The organism is Ruegeria sp. SAZD011 (genome assembly GCF_059612545.1).
This window is the reverse complement of sequence record NZ_JBXWQU010000031.1, coordinates 122,296-139,376: the sequence shown is the minus strand read 5'-3', so window position 1 is coordinate 139,376 and position 17,081 is coordinate 122,296. Positions and strand designations below refer to the sequence as shown.

Here is a 17,081-nt window from a genome sequence, read left to right as displayed (position 1 = left end):
ACACCTCATGACCGAGACCGAGCAGATCCGCGCGCTTGTCACCCGTCTCGCCCGTCTTGATGCGGCCGAGACCTGGGAGGACGACCTCAACCCCGTGCAACTGGCCGCGCTGGACTATCTGTCGCGCGCCAACCGTTTCTCGCGCGCGCCCTCCCATGTGGCCGCCTATCTGGGCACCACGCGGGGTACCATGTCGCAAACGCTCAAGGTCTTGCTGCGCAAGGGGTATCTGGAGGAGAGCCGGTCCGAGGCCGACAAGCGTTCGATCAGCTACACCCCGACCCCCAAGGGGCAAGAGGCAGCGGGCCGGGACACTGCGCTGACCCGTGCCATCGAAAGGCTCGACAAGGATGACACGTCGGTGTTGCGACACCGGTTGAGCGCCGTCTTGTCGGCCATGCTGGTGGCCAACCAGGGGCGGTCCTTTGGGGTTTGCCAGAGCTGCACCCATTACCGAGCCACCGGTTCCAGCGGCTTCTGCAACCTTCTGAAGGCGCCGCTTCTGCCTGACGAAGCGCAGCAAATCTGCCACGAGCAGGTGCCTGCCTGAGCCGCATCCTCGGTTTTTGCCGCCCCGGTTCAAGAGGGGTGCGGCCATTTATCTTGATCCAGATCAAACTCCGCCATTGATGCGGCCTGCCTCACATTCTAAAACCGCAAGGAATCCGCGCGGCCCGGAGCGTTTCGGCTGTGCGTAGAAATCTGCAAGGAGGCACCTAAATGGCAGACGCAGCCATTCATGGTCACGGGCATGAGGACAATCGCGGCTTCTTTACCCGCTGGTTCATGTCGACCAACCACAAGGATATCGGGATCCTGTACCTGATCTTTTCGGCGCTGGCCGGTCTGATCTCGGTGCTGATGACCGTCTACATGCGGCTCGAACTGATGGAGCCGGGCGTTCAGTACATGTGTCTGGAAGGCTTCATGGCCGATCCCTGCACGCCGAACGGCCATCTGTGGAACGTGATGATCACCTATCACGGCGTCCTGATGATGTTCTTTGTCGTCATTCCGGCCCTGTTCGGCGGTTTCGGCAACTTCTTCATGCCGCTGCAGATCGGTGCGCCGGACATGGCGTTCCCGCGTATGAACAACCTCAGCTTCTGGCTCTATGTCGCCGGTACCTCGCTGGGTGTGGCCTCGATGCTGACGCCGGGTGGCAACGACCAGCTGGGCTCGGGCGTGGGCTGGGTTCTGTACCCGCCGCTGTCGACCACCGAAGGCGGCATGTCGATGGATCTGGCGATTTTCGCCGTGCACCTGTCGGGCGCCTCCTCGATCCTGGGTGCGATCAACATGATCACCACCTTCCTGAACATGCGCGCCCCGGGCATGACGCTCTTCAAGGTGCCGCTGTTCTCGTGGTCGATCTTCGTGACCTCGTGGCTGATCCTGCTGTCGCTGCCGGTTCTGGCCGGCGCCATCACCATGCTGCTGATGGACCGCAACTTCGGCTTCACCTTCTTTGATCCGGCAGGTGGCGGCGACCCGATCCTGTACCAGCACATCCTGTGGTTCTTCGGCCACCCGGAAGTGTACATCGTGATCCTGCCCGGCTTCGGCATCATCAGCCACGTGATCGCCACCTTCGCGCGCAAGCCCGTCTTCGGCTATCTGCCGATGGTCTGGGCGATCATCGCGATCGGTGTTCTGGGTTTTGTCGTCTGGGCGCACCACATGTACACCGTCGGCATGAGCCTCAACCAGCAGGCCTATTTCATGCTGGCCACCATGGTCATCGCGGTGCCCACCGGTGTGAAGGTGTTCAGCTGGATCGCCACCATGTGGGGCGGCTCGATCGAGTTCAAGACGCCGATGCTGTTCGCCTTCGGCTTCCTGTTCCTGTTCACCGTCGGCGGTGTGACCGGCGTGGTGCTCAGCCAGGCCTCGGTCGACCGGGCCTATCACGACACCTATTACGTGGTTGCCCACTTCCACTATGTGATGAGCCTGGGGGCCGTGTTCGCCATCTTTGCCGGCATGTATTTCTACTTTGCCAAGATGACGGGCCGCCAATATTCCGAGTTCTGGGGCAAGATCCACTTCTGGATGTTCTTCATCGGCGCCAACCTGACCTTCTTCCCCCAGCACTTCCTGGGCCGTCAGGGCATGCCGCGTCGCTACATCGACTATCCGGAAGCCTTTGCCTATTGGAACAAGATCTCGTCCTATGGCGCGTTCATCTCGTTCGCCTCGTTCCTGCTGTTCTTCGGCATCGTGTTCTATGCGCTGTTCCGCGGCGCCCGCGAAAGCCGCAACAACTACTGGAACGAATATGCCGATACGCTGGAGTGGACCCTGCCCACCCCGCCGCCGGAACATACGTTCGAGACCCTGCCCAAGCAGGAAGACTGGGACAAGGGCCACGCGCACTAAGCGCCTGAGCCAGAGACTCCAGAAAGGCCCCCGGCGCATCCGCCCGGGGGCCTTTTCATTTTCTCTCCCCCTCCCATCGCCCTTGCCGGCAGGCGTTGCAAAATCTCAACGCCGAGCACGGCACCGACGCCGGTCTAAAACCGCAAGCTGTACATGCAGCAGGATTTGTGGAGACTTTGTCGAAAAATAGAACAAGTTTTGAGGCAGAACATGAAAGCGACCTGGAGCGTCTTCTCCATGGTCAGGGAACCCGTTCACATCCTGCGCCGGTTTGTCGATCACAATCTGGGCGCGGGCGCCAGTTATGTGCATCTCTTCTTTGACGATCCCGACGATCCCGCCTTTGATACCTTCGCCAACCAGCCCGGAGTAATTGCCCAGCGCTGCGGCCCCGACTATTGGAAGGGCTTGAACCGCCGGCGCCCGCCCTATGTCGAGCGGCGGCAATTGCTCAACGGTCGCGTCGCCTATGACCGCTGCCTCACCGACTGGCAGGCCCATTTCGATGCCGACGAGTTGATGGTGACGCGGGGGGGGCCGCTTGGCACGCTACTGGCTGCGGTCCCGCCCTGCCACCAGACTGCACATCTGGGCACGCTGGAACCGATGACCCCGCCCGAGGAACATGACGGGCCGATGCCCTTTCGCCGCTCGGTCCGTCATCTGAAATTCCGCGCCCGGCTGCATGTCTATGGCGAAGACCTCCAGGTTTTTCGCAACGGGTTGTTCGGACATTACCAGGGCAAGTCGATCCTGCGCGCGGGGCTGGAGGGCTGGGGCCATGGCATCCACTTTCCCCGCCCCCCGTCGCCCGAGATCGAAAACGCGATCTTCGAGATGGACAACGCCTGGATCGCGCATATGCATTGCGAGAACCGCGAGCTTTGGGTGAACCGGACCCTGAACAAGATGCGCGACAGCTCTTACAACCTGCGCACCGGCAATTACGACATCCTGCCCTATGTGGCACCCGAGGCGGCGGCGCTGGAGAATCCCAGCGAACAGGACCTGCTGGAACTGCTATCGGGCTTCTACGACCGGGTCAGCGTGCTGTCCGAGGACCTGCGTGCGCGTATGGAGGCATTGGACCTGCTGCAATATCATCAGGTCGAACTCCTCGATTGAACCGTAGCTGCGGCAACGCGGGCTATGGACGGCGGCGGCGGTCGTGATACCTAAGCGCCATGCCCTATGACTGGAAACGCACCGATACCCTGCAAGAGCTGCATCTGTGGCCGCACAACTCGTTGCCGCCGCGCGGGGCGGCCGCCTTGGTGCTGTCGATCTTTGCGCTTGGGGCGCTTCCGCTGATCGCGGTACTGGGGTCGCCACTGTTGTGGGGGTTGTTGCCGTTTCTTTTGCTGGCGGTTGCCGGGCTGTGGCTGGCCATCGAGATGAACTATCGCCAGCGCCGCATCCTCGAGATACTGACGCTCGACCCCGAACGCGCGCATCTGGTTCGCCACAACCCGCGCGGGGCGGTGCAGGAATGGGACTGCAACCGCTATTGGGCCCGCGCCACCATGCATGCTCATGGCGGACCGGTGCCCCATTACGTGACCCTTCAGGGTGGCGGGCGCGAGGTCGAGATCGGGGCGTTTCTGTCCGAGGATGAACGCATCGCGCTTTACGACGATCTGCGGGACATGCTGGCGCGGTGATTGACAGGTCCGCCGCAGCAAGCTAGGCAAACGACATGCAACGGACACGCGCCTTTATCAGCACCGTCTATTATCCGCCGTTCACATAACGGCGGCTGCATTTCCTGTTCAACCGCCGCGATCCGGCGGTCCGAACATCCTCTTCCATGACCTTACGACCCGGCATCGCGGCCCCTTCGGAGCCTGTCATGTCCTGTCACCTTACCTTCACCTCGGTCGGCCTCTTCGGCTTCGGCGCCTTTGGGCGGCTGATCGTTCAGCACCTGACACCGCATCTGCCCTGCCTGATCCACGATCCCGCCCTGCCCCATGGCGTCAACCTGCCCAACGGTTCGCAGGCCGCATCATTGATCGAGACGGCAGGGTGCGACTTGGTGATCCTGGCGATGCCCGTCGCGGGCATGGCCGAGGCCTGCCGCGCCATCACCCCGCATCTGCGTCCCGGCGCGGTGGTGGCCGATGTGGGCTCGGTCAAGATGACCCCGGCGGAGATCATGCAGGCGCATTTGCCCGGCCATGTTGCGCTGATCGGCACCCATCCCCTGTTCGGCCCGCAAAGCGCGCGGCACGGCATCGCCGGGCACAAGATCGCGCTTTGTCCCTTGCGGGGGCAGGCGCATCTGCCGGTGGCTGCCTTTCTGCGGGCACGGCTGGGGCTGCGGGTGATCCTGACCACGCCCGAGGCACATGACCGCGAGGCCGCCACTGTACAGGGGTTGACCCATCTGATTGCCCAGACACTGAACCGGATGGGACCCTTGCCCGACCGCATGACCACCGCCAGCTTCGACCTGCTGAAACAGGCGGTCGAGATGGTGCGCCACGACCCGCCCGGCGTTCTGGACGCCATCGAAAGCGCCAATCCCTTTGCCTCCGGCGTGCGCCAGGAGTTTCTGAACCTTATCGCAGGGCTGGACCGCGCCTATGCCGGTCGAAACTAGAAAAGGCCCGCACATGCGGCCCTTTCAATCGGTCGTCTCAGGGTCGGATCAGCAATTGCCGGCGGCGCAGAGCTGATCCTTGACCATCGGGCCGACCTTGCCGAAATCCATCTGGCCGGTATAGCGCGCCTTCAACTCGCCCATCACCTTGCCCATGTCACGGATCGACCCGGCACCGGTGGCCGTGATCGCCGCGCGCACGGCGTTCTCGACCTCGTCCTCGTCCAGCTGCTTGGGCAGGAACTCCTCGATCACCGCGATTTCCTGACGCTCGCGCTCGGCCAGGTCCAGTCGCCCGCCCTCTTCATAGGCGCGCGCGCTTTCCTGGCGCTGCTTGGTCATCTTGCCCAGAATGGCCAGAACCTCGGCATCGCCGCAACAGGCGGCCTCTTCATCGCCGCTGCCACGCACCGCGATATCACGATCCTTGATCGCCGCATTGATCAGGCGCAGGGTCGACAGCCGTTCGGCGGCCTTGTCCTTCATCGCCTGTTTCAGCGCGGTATTCACACGTGCCCGCATATCCATCAGAACTGCCCATCCCCTGACATTGTTCAAGTTCCCGAACATAGCGAAAGAAAAAGCACGGCACAACCGGGGTGATATAAAGCTAACCCATTGAAAAACAACAAAAGCGTAAAAATTGATCAGGGTTGACCCAGGGCCACAAGACCCTTAGGTATGCGCCGATTTACCCAGAGATAGAGAGTCGCGCCATGGCCCAGAACCCCCTGTCCAAGCCCACCGCATGCCTGGTTCTGGCCGATGGAACAGTGTTTTACGGCACAGGCTTCGGCGCCACCGGCCAGACCGTGGCCGAGTTGTGTTTTAACACCGCGATGACCGGCTATCAGGAAATCATGACCGACCCGTCCTATGCGGGTCAGATCGTGACCTTCACCTTTCCCCATATCGGCAATGTGGGTGTCACCCCCGAGGATGACGAGACCGCCGACCCGGTGGCCGCCGGCATGGTGGTGAAATGGGACCCGACGCAACCGTCCAACTGGCGCGCTGCCGAAGAGCTCAAGGGCTGGCTGGCCCGGCGCGGCCGGATCGCCATCGGCGGTGTCGATACCCGTCGCCTGACCCGCGCCATTCGCCAGCAGGGCGCACCGCATGTGGCCTTGGCCCATGACCCCGATGGCAAGTTCGACCTTGCGGCGCTGGTCGCCGCCGCGCGCGGCTTTGCCGGACTCGAAGGCATGGACCTGGCCAAGGACGTGACCTGCGCGCAATCCTATCGCTGGGACGAGATGCGCTGGGCCTGGCCCGAGGGTTATGTCCGGCAGGAGGCGCCCAAGCACAAGGTGGTTGCCATTGACTATGGTGCCAAGCGCAACATCCTGCGCTGCCTCGCCTCGGCAGGCTGTGACGTGACCGTGCTGCCCGCCACCGCCACCGCGGCCGAGGTGCTGGCGCATGCGCCCGACGGCGTGTTCCTGTCGAACGGCCCCGGCGACCCGGCGGCGACCGGTGAATATGCGGTGCCGATGATCCGCGAGATTCTCGACACCACCGCCCTGCCCGTCTTTGGCATCTGCCTGGGCCACCAGATGCTGGCGCTGGCGCTTGGCGGCCGCACCGTCAAGATGAACCACGGCCATCACGGCGCCAACCACCCGGTCAAGGACCTGGAAACCGGCAAGGTCGAGATCACCTCGATGAACCACGGCTTTGCCGTCGATGCGCAGAGCCTGCCCGAGGGCGTGGTGGAAACCCATCGCTCGCTGTTCGATGGTTCCAACTGCGGCATCCGCATGACCGAGCGGCCCGTCTTCTCGGTGCAGTATCACCCCGAGGCCAGCCCCGGCCCGCAGGACAGTTTCTATCTGTTCGAACGCTTTGCCGAAGCGATGGACGCACAAAAGGCCGATGCCTGACAAAAAAACCTGCAATCTCAGCCGGTTTTGTCTGCCATTAACGCTCTATTAACCTGAATTGCGCAACCCTGACTCCCGGAACGGTTGTCGGGGCTGCGCATTATGAGCGACCTACATCTCAGGCTAAGCTCTGCCAGCCTTGCGCATCCCGCGCCAGAACCGCACCTGCCGCTTGGGCGATACCTGGTGCGCAGCGGGGTGATCAGCCAGGCCCAGCTGGTGCAGGCCCTGCAAATGCAACTCTGGCTTGATGCGCCGATCGGTGAGATCCTGATCGCCGAGGGCTGGGCCGAACCCAATGACATCCTGCGCGCGCTGGCGCTTCAGAACGGGGTGCAATGGGCCGATCTGGCCGCTGATCCGCCGAGGGACGAGTTATGCGGGCTGATGCCTCACGATTTCTGGCTGCGGCATGGTGCGATACCCTGGATGCGCCTGGGGCCCATGGTCATCGTCGCCACCGCACGCCCCGACCTGTTCGACCGGCTGCGCGCCGAGATGGCGCAAACCGGTGTCCTGCTGATGCCGGCGCTGGCCAGCCGTGACCAGATCGACACCGCATTGGCGCGGCGCTATGCCGCCACACTTGCGCAGCTGGCCGAAACCCGCGTCGCGCCGCGCTATAGCTGCCGGACCTGGAACTGGCGCAGCCGGATACCGGGCAGCCTGGCGCTGCTGGCCCTGCTGGGATTGCTTGTACTGGCGCCGGTACAGGGATTGACGCTGCTGTTCCTGACCGCCGTTCTGACCCTGGCGCTGTTCGCGGGGCTCAAGGCGGTTGCCCTGTTGGCCCATCTCATGAGCCAGTCGCATCTGACCGCGCCGCATCCGCCCGCGCCTGGCACCGATATAACGGGAGTGCGCCTGCCCAAGATCTCGATGCTGGTACCGCTCTACAAAGAGCGCGAGATCGCCACCGCACTGGTGACCCGTCTCGGTCGCCTGACCTATCCAAAGGCGCTGTTGGACGTCATCCTGGTGTTGGAGGAGAAAGACGAAGTCACCCGCGAGACCCTTGCTCAATGCACCCTGCCCGCCTGGATGCGGGTGATCGAGGTGCCCGGCCACAAGGGGCTGACAACCAAGCCGCGCGCGATGAACTATGCGCTCGATTTCTGCCGGGGTGAGATCATTGGCGTCTGGGATGCCGAGGATGCGCCGGTGGCTGACCAGCTTGAACAGGTCGCGACCCGGTTCGCCCAGGCGCCCGAAGAGGTGGTCTGCCTGCAAGGCATCCTAGATTACTACAACCCGCGCAGCAGCTGGCGGGCACGGTGTTTCACCATCGAGTATGCCAGCTGGTTCCGCATCGTGCTGCCGGGTATCGCCCGGTTGGGCCTGGTGGTGCCGCTGGGAGGCACGACGCTGTTCTTTCGCCGCCGCGTGCTGGAGGAACTGGGCGGGTGGGACGCGCATAACGTGACCGAGGATGCCGATCTGGGCGTGCGCCTCTGCCGGGCCGGGTACCGGACCGAGCTGATCGACACGGTGACCTATGAAGAGGCGAATTACCGCTCCTGGCCCTGGGTCAAGCAGCGCTCGCGCTGGCTCAAGGGCTTCATGGTGACATATCTTGTGCATATGCGGGCACCGCTGCGGTTGTGGGCCGAACTGGGCACGCGGCGCTTTCTGGGCGTACAGGCCTTCTTTCTGGGGACATTGGGCCAGTTCCTGCTGGCGCCCGTGCTGTGGTCTTTCTGGCTGATCCTGTTCGGCCTGCCCCACCCGCTGGACGATGTTCTGTCAGCCCCGGTTCTGATCCTGTGCAGCGCCATCTTCGGGGCGACCGAACTGCTGGGACTGGCGATCGGATTGGTCGCGGTCTCTGCATCCGAGCGCCGGTTTCTGACCCCCTGGGTGCTGACCATGCCGCTCTACTTCCCGCTTGGCGTTCTGGCCGCCTACAAGGCGCTCTATGAACTGGTGGTCAATCCCTATTTCTGGGACAAGACCGAACACGGTCAGGCCAGCGAGGAAAAACCGGCCCCACTACCCGGCACGACCGATGAACAGGCGCGGGAACAGGGTTTTCATTAAAACCCTGTTCACAGGATTTCTGCGAAATCCTGCCGTGGCCTCGTTCTCAGCGCCGTTCGCGGCTGTCGGCGTCCAGCTTCAACCGGGTCATGAATGCGATCGAGATGTGATCCTTTAGCGCCTTTTCGGCCGCTTCCTCGTTCCGGCCCGCGATGGCCTCGACAATCCCCTTGTGCTCGCTCTGGGCAATTTCGCCGCGCCCTTCGGCGGCCAGCGAGGTGGTCGCCATCAACGCCATGGTCCGGTGCACCAGGTCAAGCTGCTGCACCAGATAGCGATTGTGCGAGGCCAGGTGGATCTGTTCGTGAAACCGCCGGTTGGCCCGGCTCAACGCCTTGGGATTGCCCACCAGCTTGTCATCGGCCACCACCATCTCGCGCAATACCGCGATCTCTTCGGCTGTGGCATGGCGCGCGGCCAGCCGCGCCGCCAGCCCCTCCAGCTCGCGCCGCACCTGATACAGCTCGGCCATCTGGTTGTGATCCAGCGAGGCCACGATCATCGAGCGCCCGTCGCGTTCCAGCAGCGACTGCGTCTCAAGCCGTTGCAGTGCCTCGCGGATCGGGGTGCGCGACACTCCGAACCGTTCGGCCAACTCGCTTTCCACCAGGCGATCACCGGGTTTGTAGATGCCGCTGTCGATGGCTTCGAGGATCAGGTGATAGGCGTCTTTCTGCGCCGGGCGGCCTTGGGTCATTGCTGTTCTCTTCTCCCTGTTCGGACTTGTGTATCCGCCGGGACCCGCCCGGATCAACCCTGCCATTGCGCACGCGCGCTATCTGCCCTAGATCCGGGCCATGGTGCGCGAAGCCTTCTCTCATGTGACGACCTGGGTGTTCGATCTGGACAACACCCTTTATCCGCCCGCGATGCGGCTCTTCGACCAGATCGAAGTGCGGATGACCGCCTATGTGATGGAGGCGCTTGGTGTCACCCGGGCCGAGGCCGACCGCCTGCGCGCGCAGTATTGGCGGCAATACGGCACCACGCTCGCCGGGCTGATGCGCGAACACGGGCTCGACCCCGATCCCTATCTGGTGGCCGTGCATGAGGTGGACATGAGCCACATGACCCCCGACGCCGCGCTGGCCAGCCATATCCGCGCCCTGCCCGGGCGCCGCATCGTCTATACCAACGGCTCGGCCCCTTATGCCGAGAGGGTGCTGGCCGCGCGCGGGTTGAGCGGGTTATTCGATGCCATCTATGGTGTGGAACACGCGGGCTACAGGCCCAAGCCCGAGCGCGCCGCGTTTGAAGAGGTGTTCACCCGCGACGGGGTGATCCCCGAACGCGCCGCCATGTTCGAGGACGACCCCCGCAACCTGACCGCCCCGCACGAGATGGGGATGCGCACGGTACATGTGGCCCCCGAACCACACCCGGCCGAGCATATCCACCACCATACCAACGATCTGACCGCGTTTCTGTCCCGGCTGACCTGAGGGTGCTCAGTGCCCGTCGCCCAGCACGGGCAGAAAGCCGCCGCTGTCGGGATCGCGCCGCATCTCGTAATAGAACCAGCGCCGGTGCGCGGGTGCCTTTTCCTTGCGAAAGGCGATCACCGCGTCGCGCCCGTCGGTACGCAGGTTGATGGCCCCATAGACGCCCACGTTGCGGCGGAACACCTCGTCCAGCAGCTTGCGCTTGGCCGCGCGCATCTCGGCCAGCGCCGCCGCATCCGCCCCTGCGCCCTTGGCCAGTTCCGCCTCGATCCGCCCGTTCAGCCGGTCGAGCGCCGGGCGCAGGTCGTCCCGCTCGCGCTCTCGGGTGGAGCGCAGGAGTTCGGTGGACAGGATCAACGGCCGCGCCCCGGCGCCCGTCTTGCCCAACAGGCCCAACAGGTCGGGGCGCGGATGAACGTGCCCCTCTTCATCGCCCGAGGACACCACATAGGCGGCCGGATGGGCGGCCTGCAAAAACTCCTCGGTCACGTCCGAGGACCCGTGATGGCAGGTTTTCATCAGATCGACTCCAAACCGCTCGGCAGCAGCAGCAATGATTTCGGATCGGGCAATGGCCTCAAGCTCGGCCTCGGTCGCTGCCAGCGGCGTCGAGACCGGCACCCCACCATAGTGCTGCATCAGAAAGCACTCGGCCGAGGTGTTGAGATCGCCTCCGAACAACACCCGGAACCCGTTGAAATCCAGCCGCAACAAGACCGAATGGCCGTTCTTGGTCTTGCCGTCATCCATTGACCGCGAGGTGGGTTTGTCACCAAAGGCGCGCAGGCGCGGCTGGCCTGTTGCATCGGGCTCGACGACCGGACCCAGCACCTCGATCGTTATCAGCCCGCCGTCACCGGGGGCAAAGCCCGGCAGCCAGGCACGCCCGTCCTCCTGCACCGCTTGGGCGGTGGTGAGCGCGGTGACGGGGCCGATCCGGTCCGCCTCCAGCGCGGTCTGCATCAGCTTGGGATAGAGCTTGCGCCCGCGCCGGGCCGGATCGGAGAGCAGCGCGCGTATCTGTGCGTCGGTCTCAACGATATCGGTCAGGTATCCGCCCTGTTCCGGCCCCAGCAGATCGTCGCCCACCCGTTCGACCAAACCACTGTGATAGACATGCTCGATCCGCAGGCGGCGGTTTTCAAAGATTGGCTGGAAACCGCGATAGTGGTCGGCATCCGGATGGGTGACGATGGCGGCATGGATCTGGCCCGAATTGTCGAAATCGCGGAACCGCCAGTTCAGGAACCCGTTGGTGTTGCGCCCGATCCCGGCGTCGATCACCATCACGCGCGGCGGATGATGGTGGCCCGGCTCGGTCAGGATACAGGCATCGCCCTGCCCGATGTCGAGAAAGATCAGCTCCAGCACCCGCTCGTCCTGCAACTCGGCGCGTTTCATCAGATAGGGTTTCTTGCCATAGCGGACATGGGTCCAGGTGGCATCGACCGGATCGCGGACATCCACCCAGTCGCCCCACAGCACCTGTTTCACCTTGCGGCGGCCGGTTTTATCGTTCTTTTCAACGTCACGGTAAAGGTAGCTGACCGGACCGCGCGCATATTTCAGCGTCATGGGAAATCTCCGCCCTCAATACAATTCCCGGATGATAGCACAAAAGCAGAGTCGCCGCGCATCTCTGCTCCGCTCGGCACGATCAGCGGCACCGCGCCGCAGGGGATGCGGCATCGCGCTGCACTGCGGCAAAAGGTGACCTTTGGACTCAGGTTCCAAAACCTATCTGCCCCCTGACAGATAGTTGAAAGGACCTGACATGAGCGCCATCGACCTGCCCCGCAACCTGCCCTTGGGCCAGCGCCTGCTGTTTTCCGTGCCTCTGCTGGGCCGCATCGCCAAGGAAGTGGCCTATGGCGACAGCGACAACATCTATTACGCCATCGCCGCCGCGCTCAGCCTTTGGGGCATCGCCATCCTGTTGTTCGGCATTCCGGGCCTCTACATTCCGGCACTGGCGCTGGTCCCGGTGATCTGGGCGGTGCTGATCCTGATCACCCGCGGCTGAATGCGCCGGACAGGATGTCGCTTGGCACCCCGGCGCGTTCCGGCATAGGGTGCCGCGGAAAAGACGGAGCCTGCCCATGCATGAGAGCTGCGACATCCTGATTTCCGGCGGCGGCATCGCCGGACTGACCGCGGCGGCGGCCTTTGGCAGCGCCGGGTTCCGGGTGATCTGCGTCGACCCGGCCCCGCCGGTGACCGAACGTGACGTGGACGGATCGGACATGCGCACCACCGCATTCCTGCAACCGGCGCAAGTGCTTCTGGAAAAATGCGGCCTCTGGGCACGGCTGGCCGATCACGCCGCCCCCTTGCAGATCATGCGCATCGTCGATGCGGGCGGCGCGGTGCCCGAACCGCGCGTGGTGCGCGATTTCAACGCCGCCGATCTGAGCGACAAGCCCTTTGGCTGGAACCTGCCCAACTGGCTGCTCCGGCGCGAGATGGTGGCCCGGCTGGCCGAACCGCCCAATGTGGATTTCCGCCCCGGCACCGCCACCACCAGCCTGTTCACCCGCACAGCCGAGGCCCGCGTGGGGCTGAGCGACGGCAGCCGCGTGACCTGCAAGCTGGTGCTGGCCGCCGACGGGCGTAGCTCGCCCATGCGCGAGGCGGCGGGGATCGGGGTCAAGACCACCCGCTATGGGCAAAAGGCGCTGGCCTTTGCCGTCACCCACCCGATTGCGCATCAGAATGTCTCGACCGAGATCCACCGATCCGGCGGGCCCTTTACGCTGGTGCCCTTGCCCGACTGGGAAGGGCAACCATCCTCGGCGGTGGTGTGGATGGAGCGGGGGCCGCGCGCAGTAGAGCTCCTCGAAATGCAACCCGAGGCATTTGAGGCGGCCATGACCGAACGCTCCTGCGGCCTCTTCGGGCCGTTGAAACTGGCCTCGCGACGTACCATCTGGCCGATCATCAGCCAATCGGCAGAGCGGCTGACCGGCGAGCGCATCGCGCTGATGGCCGAGGCCGCGCATGTGGTGCCGCCCATCGGCGCGCAGGGGCTGAACATGTCGCTGGGCGACTTGCGCACATTGCTGGAACTGGCGCAGGCCCGGCCCGAGGACTTGGGCGATGCGCAGATGCTGGCCGCCTATCACAAGGCGCGTCATGCCGAGATCGAGCTACGCGTGAAGGGCATCGACCTGCTCAATCGCGCCTCGATGGTCGAGGCGCGCCCCTTGCGGGACGCGCGCGCAATGGGGTTGAACGCGCTTTATTCACTGGCACCGGTCCGCCGGACCCTGATGCAGATGGGTCTGGGCGTACGGTGAGCCCCGGGGCGCTGCCCCGGACCCCGGAGTATTTCCGACCAGAAAGAAACCAGGCTCAGAGCACCTGGTCGAGCACGCGTTTCAACCGGTCAATCGTACCATCGACATCATAGAGCTTGTCGAGGCCGAAGAGGCCCAGTCGGAAAGTCCGGAAATCGGCCGGTTCATCGCATTGCAGCGGCACGCCAGCAGCGATCTGCATGCCCAGGGCGGCGAATTTCTTGCCGTTCTGGATCTCGGGATCGCTGGTATAGCTCACCACCACGCCGGGTGCGCCGAACCCTTCGGCGGCGACAGAGACGATGCCCTTGCCCTTGAGCAGCGCGCGCACCCCGTTACCCAGCGCCCATTGCGCCTCGCGCAGTTTGTCGAAGCCGTAGTCGCGGGTCTCGGCCATGGTGTCGCGGAAGGCGCGCAGCGCGTCGGTGGGCATGGTGGCGTGATAGGCATGGCCGCCGCCCTCATAGGCCTTCATGATGTCGCGCCATTTCTTCAGGTCGATGGCGAAACTGTCCGACTGCGTCTCTGCCAGACGCGCCTCTCCGCGTTCGGACAGCATCACCAGACCAGCGCAGGGCGAAGCGCTCCAGCCCTTTTGCGGCGCCGAGATCAGCACGTCTACGCCGGTCGCCTTCATATCGACCCAGACGCAGCCGCTGGCGATACAGTCGAGTACCATCAGCGCGCCCACCTCATGCGCGGCAGAGGCCATGGCAGTGATATAATCATCGGGCAGGATCACCCCGGCGGCGGTTTCCACATGCGGGGCAAAGACCACATCGGGTTTCTGCTCGCGGATGGCCGCCACCACATCTTCGATGGGCGCCGGGGCGAAGGGCGCGGTGCTTTCATTGCCGCTGCGGCGGGCCTTCATCACCGTTGTCTCGGCAGTCAGACCGCCGGTCTCGATGATCTGGCTCCAACGATACGAGAACCAGCCGTTGCGCACCACCAGCACACGGGCACCCCGGGCGAACTGGCGCGCGACCGCCTCCATCGCATAGGTGCCACCACCGGGAACGACCGCCACGGCATCGGCATTGTAGACCGCGCGCAGCATGTCGGAAATGTCCCGCATCACCTGTTGAAAGGCCGTGGACATATGGTTGAGCGAACGGTCGGTAAAAACGACCGAGAATTCCTCGAGCCCATCGGGATCGACAGTATCCAGTAGTGCGGCCATCGCGGGCTCCTCTCCTTGTTCCGGGCTCTTTCATGGCCGCTATGCGCCGCCGGGTAAAGAGGGGAGCGCGGCCGGGCGTCTTGGCCACGCGGATGGAACCGGGGCTTTGCCCCGGACCCCAAGGTATTTTTGAACAGAAGAAAGCGGAAGATGCGCTGACTGTGCCCCGGGCCGCCATGCTTGGATGCTTGCCGGCGCGCACGGCGCCGTGACCTCTCAAGCGAATCGCTGCGGGCAGGGAATGGCGCGCAGGACGGACGCATTGAGGGCGCTCGAACGACCGGGTAGCGCGGCTGCAAGGAGATCTAACCGCAGTCGTGAAGCTGGGGCGTGCCCACGCGGGGCATCTCCGCCTCGTTAACCTCAACACGTTAACCTTAATACAGACGATGTTCTTTCCCTGTATCGAATATGCGTGATGTTGACGGAGATATGACGCTACTTAGGGTCAACTCCCCTTTACTCTTTCCGAAAAATACGGGCACAAACACGCACGGAATACAGGTAAAGGACCAGTTACCCTTGAAACAAAAGAAGCGAACCAGCTTTCATGCCGTCCGCGACGAGGTGAAACGCCGGATCGAAAGCCGGATTTGGCCGCAAGGGACATTGCTTCCAACCGAGTCGGAACTTGCAGAAGAGTTCGGCTGTGCACGTGCCACGGTCAACAGGGCCTTGCGCGAATTGGCCGAGCAGGGATTTGTCGAGCGCAAACGCAAGAGCGGCACCCGGGTCAAGACGGCGCCGGTCCGGCAGGCCCGTTTCGAAATCTCGCTGGCCCGCCGCGTGGTCGAAGAACAGAATGCCGATTACCGCTATGCGCTGGTCGAGCGGGCGGTGATCACCGCGCCCGCCTGGCTGGCTTCGCAACTGGGGCTGCACCCCGGCACGCGGGTGCTGCACCTGCTGTGCATGCATTATGCCAACAACCAGCCCTTTCAGCTTGAAGAGCGCTGGGTCAGCCTGTCCGCCGTCCCGGCGATGGAAGAGGCCGATCTGAGCCGGATCGGCCCGACCGAGTGGTTGCTGACCGCGATCCCTTTTACCGATGCCGAAATCGCCTTTGGCGCCATCGGCGCCGACGGGCGGCTGGCCGAGTTCCTGTCGACCTCCGTCGGCATGCCGGTGATGCAGATGGAGCGCACCACCTGGCTCAAGGGCGAGCCCGTGACCTTTGCCCGGCTGACCCATCACCCCGGTTATCGCATCCGGACCGAGTATTAACCGATCGGGCCTGGCAGGCGTTCTTCGCTGAGCAGCACATTGGCCTCGACCTCGCCCGCACCGGGCAGGGTCATGATCCGGCGGCGCAGGACGCGTTCGAAATCGCTGAGGTCGCGCGCCACCACGCGCAGGCGATAGTCGTAGAGACCCAGCACATGTTCGACCGTCTGCACCTCGGGGATGGCACTGACGGCGCGTTCGAAATCCTCGAGGCTGACGCGCCCCTTGCGCGCCAGCTTGACCCCCAGAAACACGGTGACGCCAAATCCCAGCGCCTCGGCGTTCAGACGCAGGCGGCGGCCCTTGATCACCCCCGCCTCCTCCAGCCTGCGGATGCGCCGCCAGGTAGCAGGCTGCGACAGACCGAACCGGCGCCCCAGCGCGCCCGCGCTTTGGGTTGCGTCCTGCGCCAGCGCGCGCAGCAACTTGCGGTCGATCTCGTCCAGGTCCGTCATACCGGCAATACCTCGTCGCGCTTGAGCCGCGCGATATGCATCAGCGCCTCGATATCGGCAATATGCGGCAGGGTCAGGATGCGGTCGCGATAAAGCTGCTGGTAATGGGCCATGTCGCGGGCAATCACCGACAGGCGCACATCGACCCGGCCCAGAAAGGTCTGGATCTCGATCACCTCGGGCACCTTGCGCGCGGCCTCGATGAAATCGTCAAAGGCGCGCGGCTGGGTCTTGTCGAGCGTGACGCGCAAACTGACCTCGACCGCAAAGCCCAGCGCCGCCCAGTCGATCACCGCCTCTTGCCCCTGGATGATGCCGGCGGCCTGCATCTTCTCGACCCGCCGCCAGCAGACGCCCGAACTGATCCGGCACCGCTCGGCCAGTTCGGCGGCGCTGAGGCTGGGGTCGGCCTGGTAATGGCGCAGGATGCGGCGGTCGATATCGTCGAGCATGAATTTTCCGAATTTTTGACACCTGACGAATTATCTTTCACCAAATGGAAGAAATCTCAACCACGATCCTCTCGCACCTCAACGTTTGAGCAGATAGAAACGCGGCAATCGAAACAGAAAGGACCGGC

General features: G+C 63.9%; 17 protein-coding genes. 11 read left to right on the top strand and 6 right to left on the bottom strand.

All coding sequences use genetic code 11. The features are described from left to right. The first annotated feature begins 7 nt into the window (after positions 1–7). The 5 genes from AC2FLM_RS16710 to AC2FLM_RS16690 all read left to right on the top strand — a co-directional run bounded on the left by AC2FLM_RS16710 (position 8) and on the right by AC2FLM_RS16690 (position 4,981). The gene (locus AC2FLM_RS16710; protein WP_496859202.1) at positions 8–550 is read left to right on the top strand and encodes a MarR family winged helix-turn-helix transcriptional regulator; all 543 of its coding nucleotides are present in this window, start codon (positions 8–10) and stop codon (positions 548–550) included. A 170-nt stretch (positions 551–720) separates the two neighbouring features. Further along, the gene (gene ctaD, locus AC2FLM_RS16705; protein WP_234137860.1) at positions 721–2,379 is read left to right on the top strand and encodes a cytochrome c oxidase subunit I; all 1,659 of its coding nucleotides are present in this window, start codon (positions 721–723) and stop codon (positions 2,377–2,379) included. Between the two features lie 210 nt (positions 2,380–2,589). Continuing rightward, positions 2,590–3,504 carry a glycosyltransferase family protein gene (locus tag AC2FLM_RS16700; RefSeq protein ID WP_496859201.1) on the top strand — a complete coding sequence of 305 codons (915 nt, stop codon included), beginning with the start codon at positions 2,590–2,592 and terminating at the stop codon, positions 3,502–3,504. Positions 3,505–3,563: 59 nt separating this feature from the next. After that, positions 3,564–4,040, top strand: a complete 477-nt coding sequence (locus AC2FLM_RS16695) for a DUF2244 domain-containing protein (protein ID WP_234184042.1) — start codon at positions 3,564–3,566, stop codon at positions 4,038–4,040. Between the two features lie 188 nt (positions 4,041–4,228). Then, on the top strand, positions 4,229–4,981 hold the full coding sequence (locus AC2FLM_RS16690; protein ID WP_496859200.1) for a prephenate dehydrogenase/arogenate dehydrogenase family protein: 753 nt from the start codon (positions 4,229–4,231) through the stop codon (positions 4,979–4,981). A 48-nt stretch (positions 4,982–5,029) separates the two neighbouring features. Here the strand turns inward: AC2FLM_RS16690 and AC2FLM_RS16685 are convergent, their stop codons facing one another. Continuing rightward, positions 5,030–5,509, bottom strand: coding sequence for a GatB/YqeY domain-containing protein (locus AC2FLM_RS16685; RefSeq protein ID WP_234137856.1), 480 nt, complete (start codon positions 5,507–5,509; stop codon positions 5,030–5,032). Positions 5,510–5,697: 188 nt separating this feature from the next. Here AC2FLM_RS16685 and carA point away from each other — a divergent pair, with 188 nt between their 5' ends. Both carA and AC2FLM_RS16675 read left to right on the top strand, forming a co-directional pair. Continuing rightward, entirely contained in the window at positions 5,698–6,864 is a 1,167-nt protein-coding gene (gene carA / locus AC2FLM_RS16680; protein WP_234166903.1) for a glutamine-hydrolyzing carbamoyl-phosphate synthase small subunit, read from the top strand. A 102-nt stretch (positions 6,865–6,966) separates the two neighbouring features. Then, positions 6,967–8,901, top strand: coding sequence for a glycosyltransferase family 2 protein (locus AC2FLM_RS16675; protein WP_496859199.1), 1,935 nt, complete (start codon positions 6,967–6,969; stop codon positions 8,899–8,901). A 46-nt stretch (positions 8,902–8,947) separates the two neighbouring features. Here AC2FLM_RS16675 and AC2FLM_RS16670 read toward each other — a convergent pair whose 3' ends face one another. Further along, on the bottom strand, positions 8,948–9,598 hold the full coding sequence (locus AC2FLM_RS16670; protein ID WP_234137853.1) for a GntR family transcriptional regulator: 651 nt from the start codon (positions 9,596–9,598) through the stop codon (positions 8,948–8,950). A 100-nt stretch (positions 9,599–9,698) separates the two neighbouring features. Here AC2FLM_RS16670 and AC2FLM_RS16665 point away from each other — a divergent pair, with 100 nt between their 5' ends. Further along, positions 9,699–10,343 carry a pyrimidine 5'-nucleotidase gene (locus AC2FLM_RS16665; protein WP_496859198.1) on the top strand — a complete coding sequence of 215 codons (645 nt, stop codon included), beginning with the start codon at positions 9,699–9,701 and terminating at the stop codon, positions 10,341–10,343. Positions 10,344–10,349: 6 nt separating this feature from the next. Here AC2FLM_RS16665 and AC2FLM_RS16660 read toward each other — a convergent pair whose 3' ends face one another. Beyond that, a complete protein-coding gene (locus AC2FLM_RS16660; protein ID WP_496859197.1) occupies positions 10,350–11,918 on the bottom strand; it encodes a ComEC/Rec2 family competence protein in 1,569 nt (522 codons plus the stop codon). Between the two features lie 199 nt (positions 11,919–12,117). Here AC2FLM_RS16660 and AC2FLM_RS16655 point away from each other — a divergent pair, with 199 nt between their 5' ends. Beyond that, the gene (locus AC2FLM_RS16655) at positions 12,118–12,366 is read left to right on the top strand and encodes a hypothetical protein (RefSeq protein WP_234137850.1); all 249 of its coding nucleotides are present in this window, start codon (positions 12,118–12,120) and stop codon (positions 12,364–12,366) included. Positions 12,367–12,442: 76 nt separating this feature from the next. Then, entirely contained in the window at positions 12,443–13,639 is a 1,197-nt protein-coding gene (locus AC2FLM_RS16650; RefSeq protein ID WP_496859196.1) for a UbiH/UbiF family hydroxylase, read from the top strand. Positions 13,640–13,694: 55 nt separating this feature from the next. Here AC2FLM_RS16650 and AC2FLM_RS16645 read toward each other — a convergent pair whose 3' ends face one another. After that, the gene (locus AC2FLM_RS16645; RefSeq protein WP_234144868.1) at positions 13,695–14,822 is read right to left on the bottom strand and encodes an aminotransferase class V-fold PLP-dependent enzyme; all 1,128 of its coding nucleotides are present in this window, start codon (positions 14,820–14,822) and stop codon (positions 13,695–13,697) included. Positions 14,823–15,344: 522 nt separating this feature from the next. Here AC2FLM_RS16645 and hutC point away from each other — a divergent pair. Then, positions 15,345–16,046, top strand: a complete 702-nt coding sequence (gene hutC, locus AC2FLM_RS16640) for a histidine utilization transcriptional repressor HutC (protein ID WP_234144867.1) — start codon at positions 15,345–15,347, stop codon at positions 16,044–16,046. Here the strand turns inward: hutC and AC2FLM_RS16635 are convergent. Next, on the bottom strand, positions 16,043–16,501 hold the full coding sequence (locus AC2FLM_RS16635; protein ID WP_234144866.1) for an Lrp/AsnC family transcriptional regulator: 459 nt from the start codon (positions 16,499–16,501) through the stop codon (positions 16,043–16,045). The genes hutC and AC2FLM_RS16635 overlap by 4 nt on opposite strands. Then, complete coding sequence (locus AC2FLM_RS16630) at positions 16,498–16,953, bottom strand: Lrp/AsnC family transcriptional regulator (RefSeq protein WP_234137845.1); 456 nt, start codon at positions 16,951–16,953, stop codon at positions 16,498–16,500. The genes AC2FLM_RS16635 and AC2FLM_RS16630 overlap by 4 nt, the downstream gene beginning before the upstream one ends. Between the last annotated feature and the right edge of the window lie 128 nt (positions 16,954–17,081).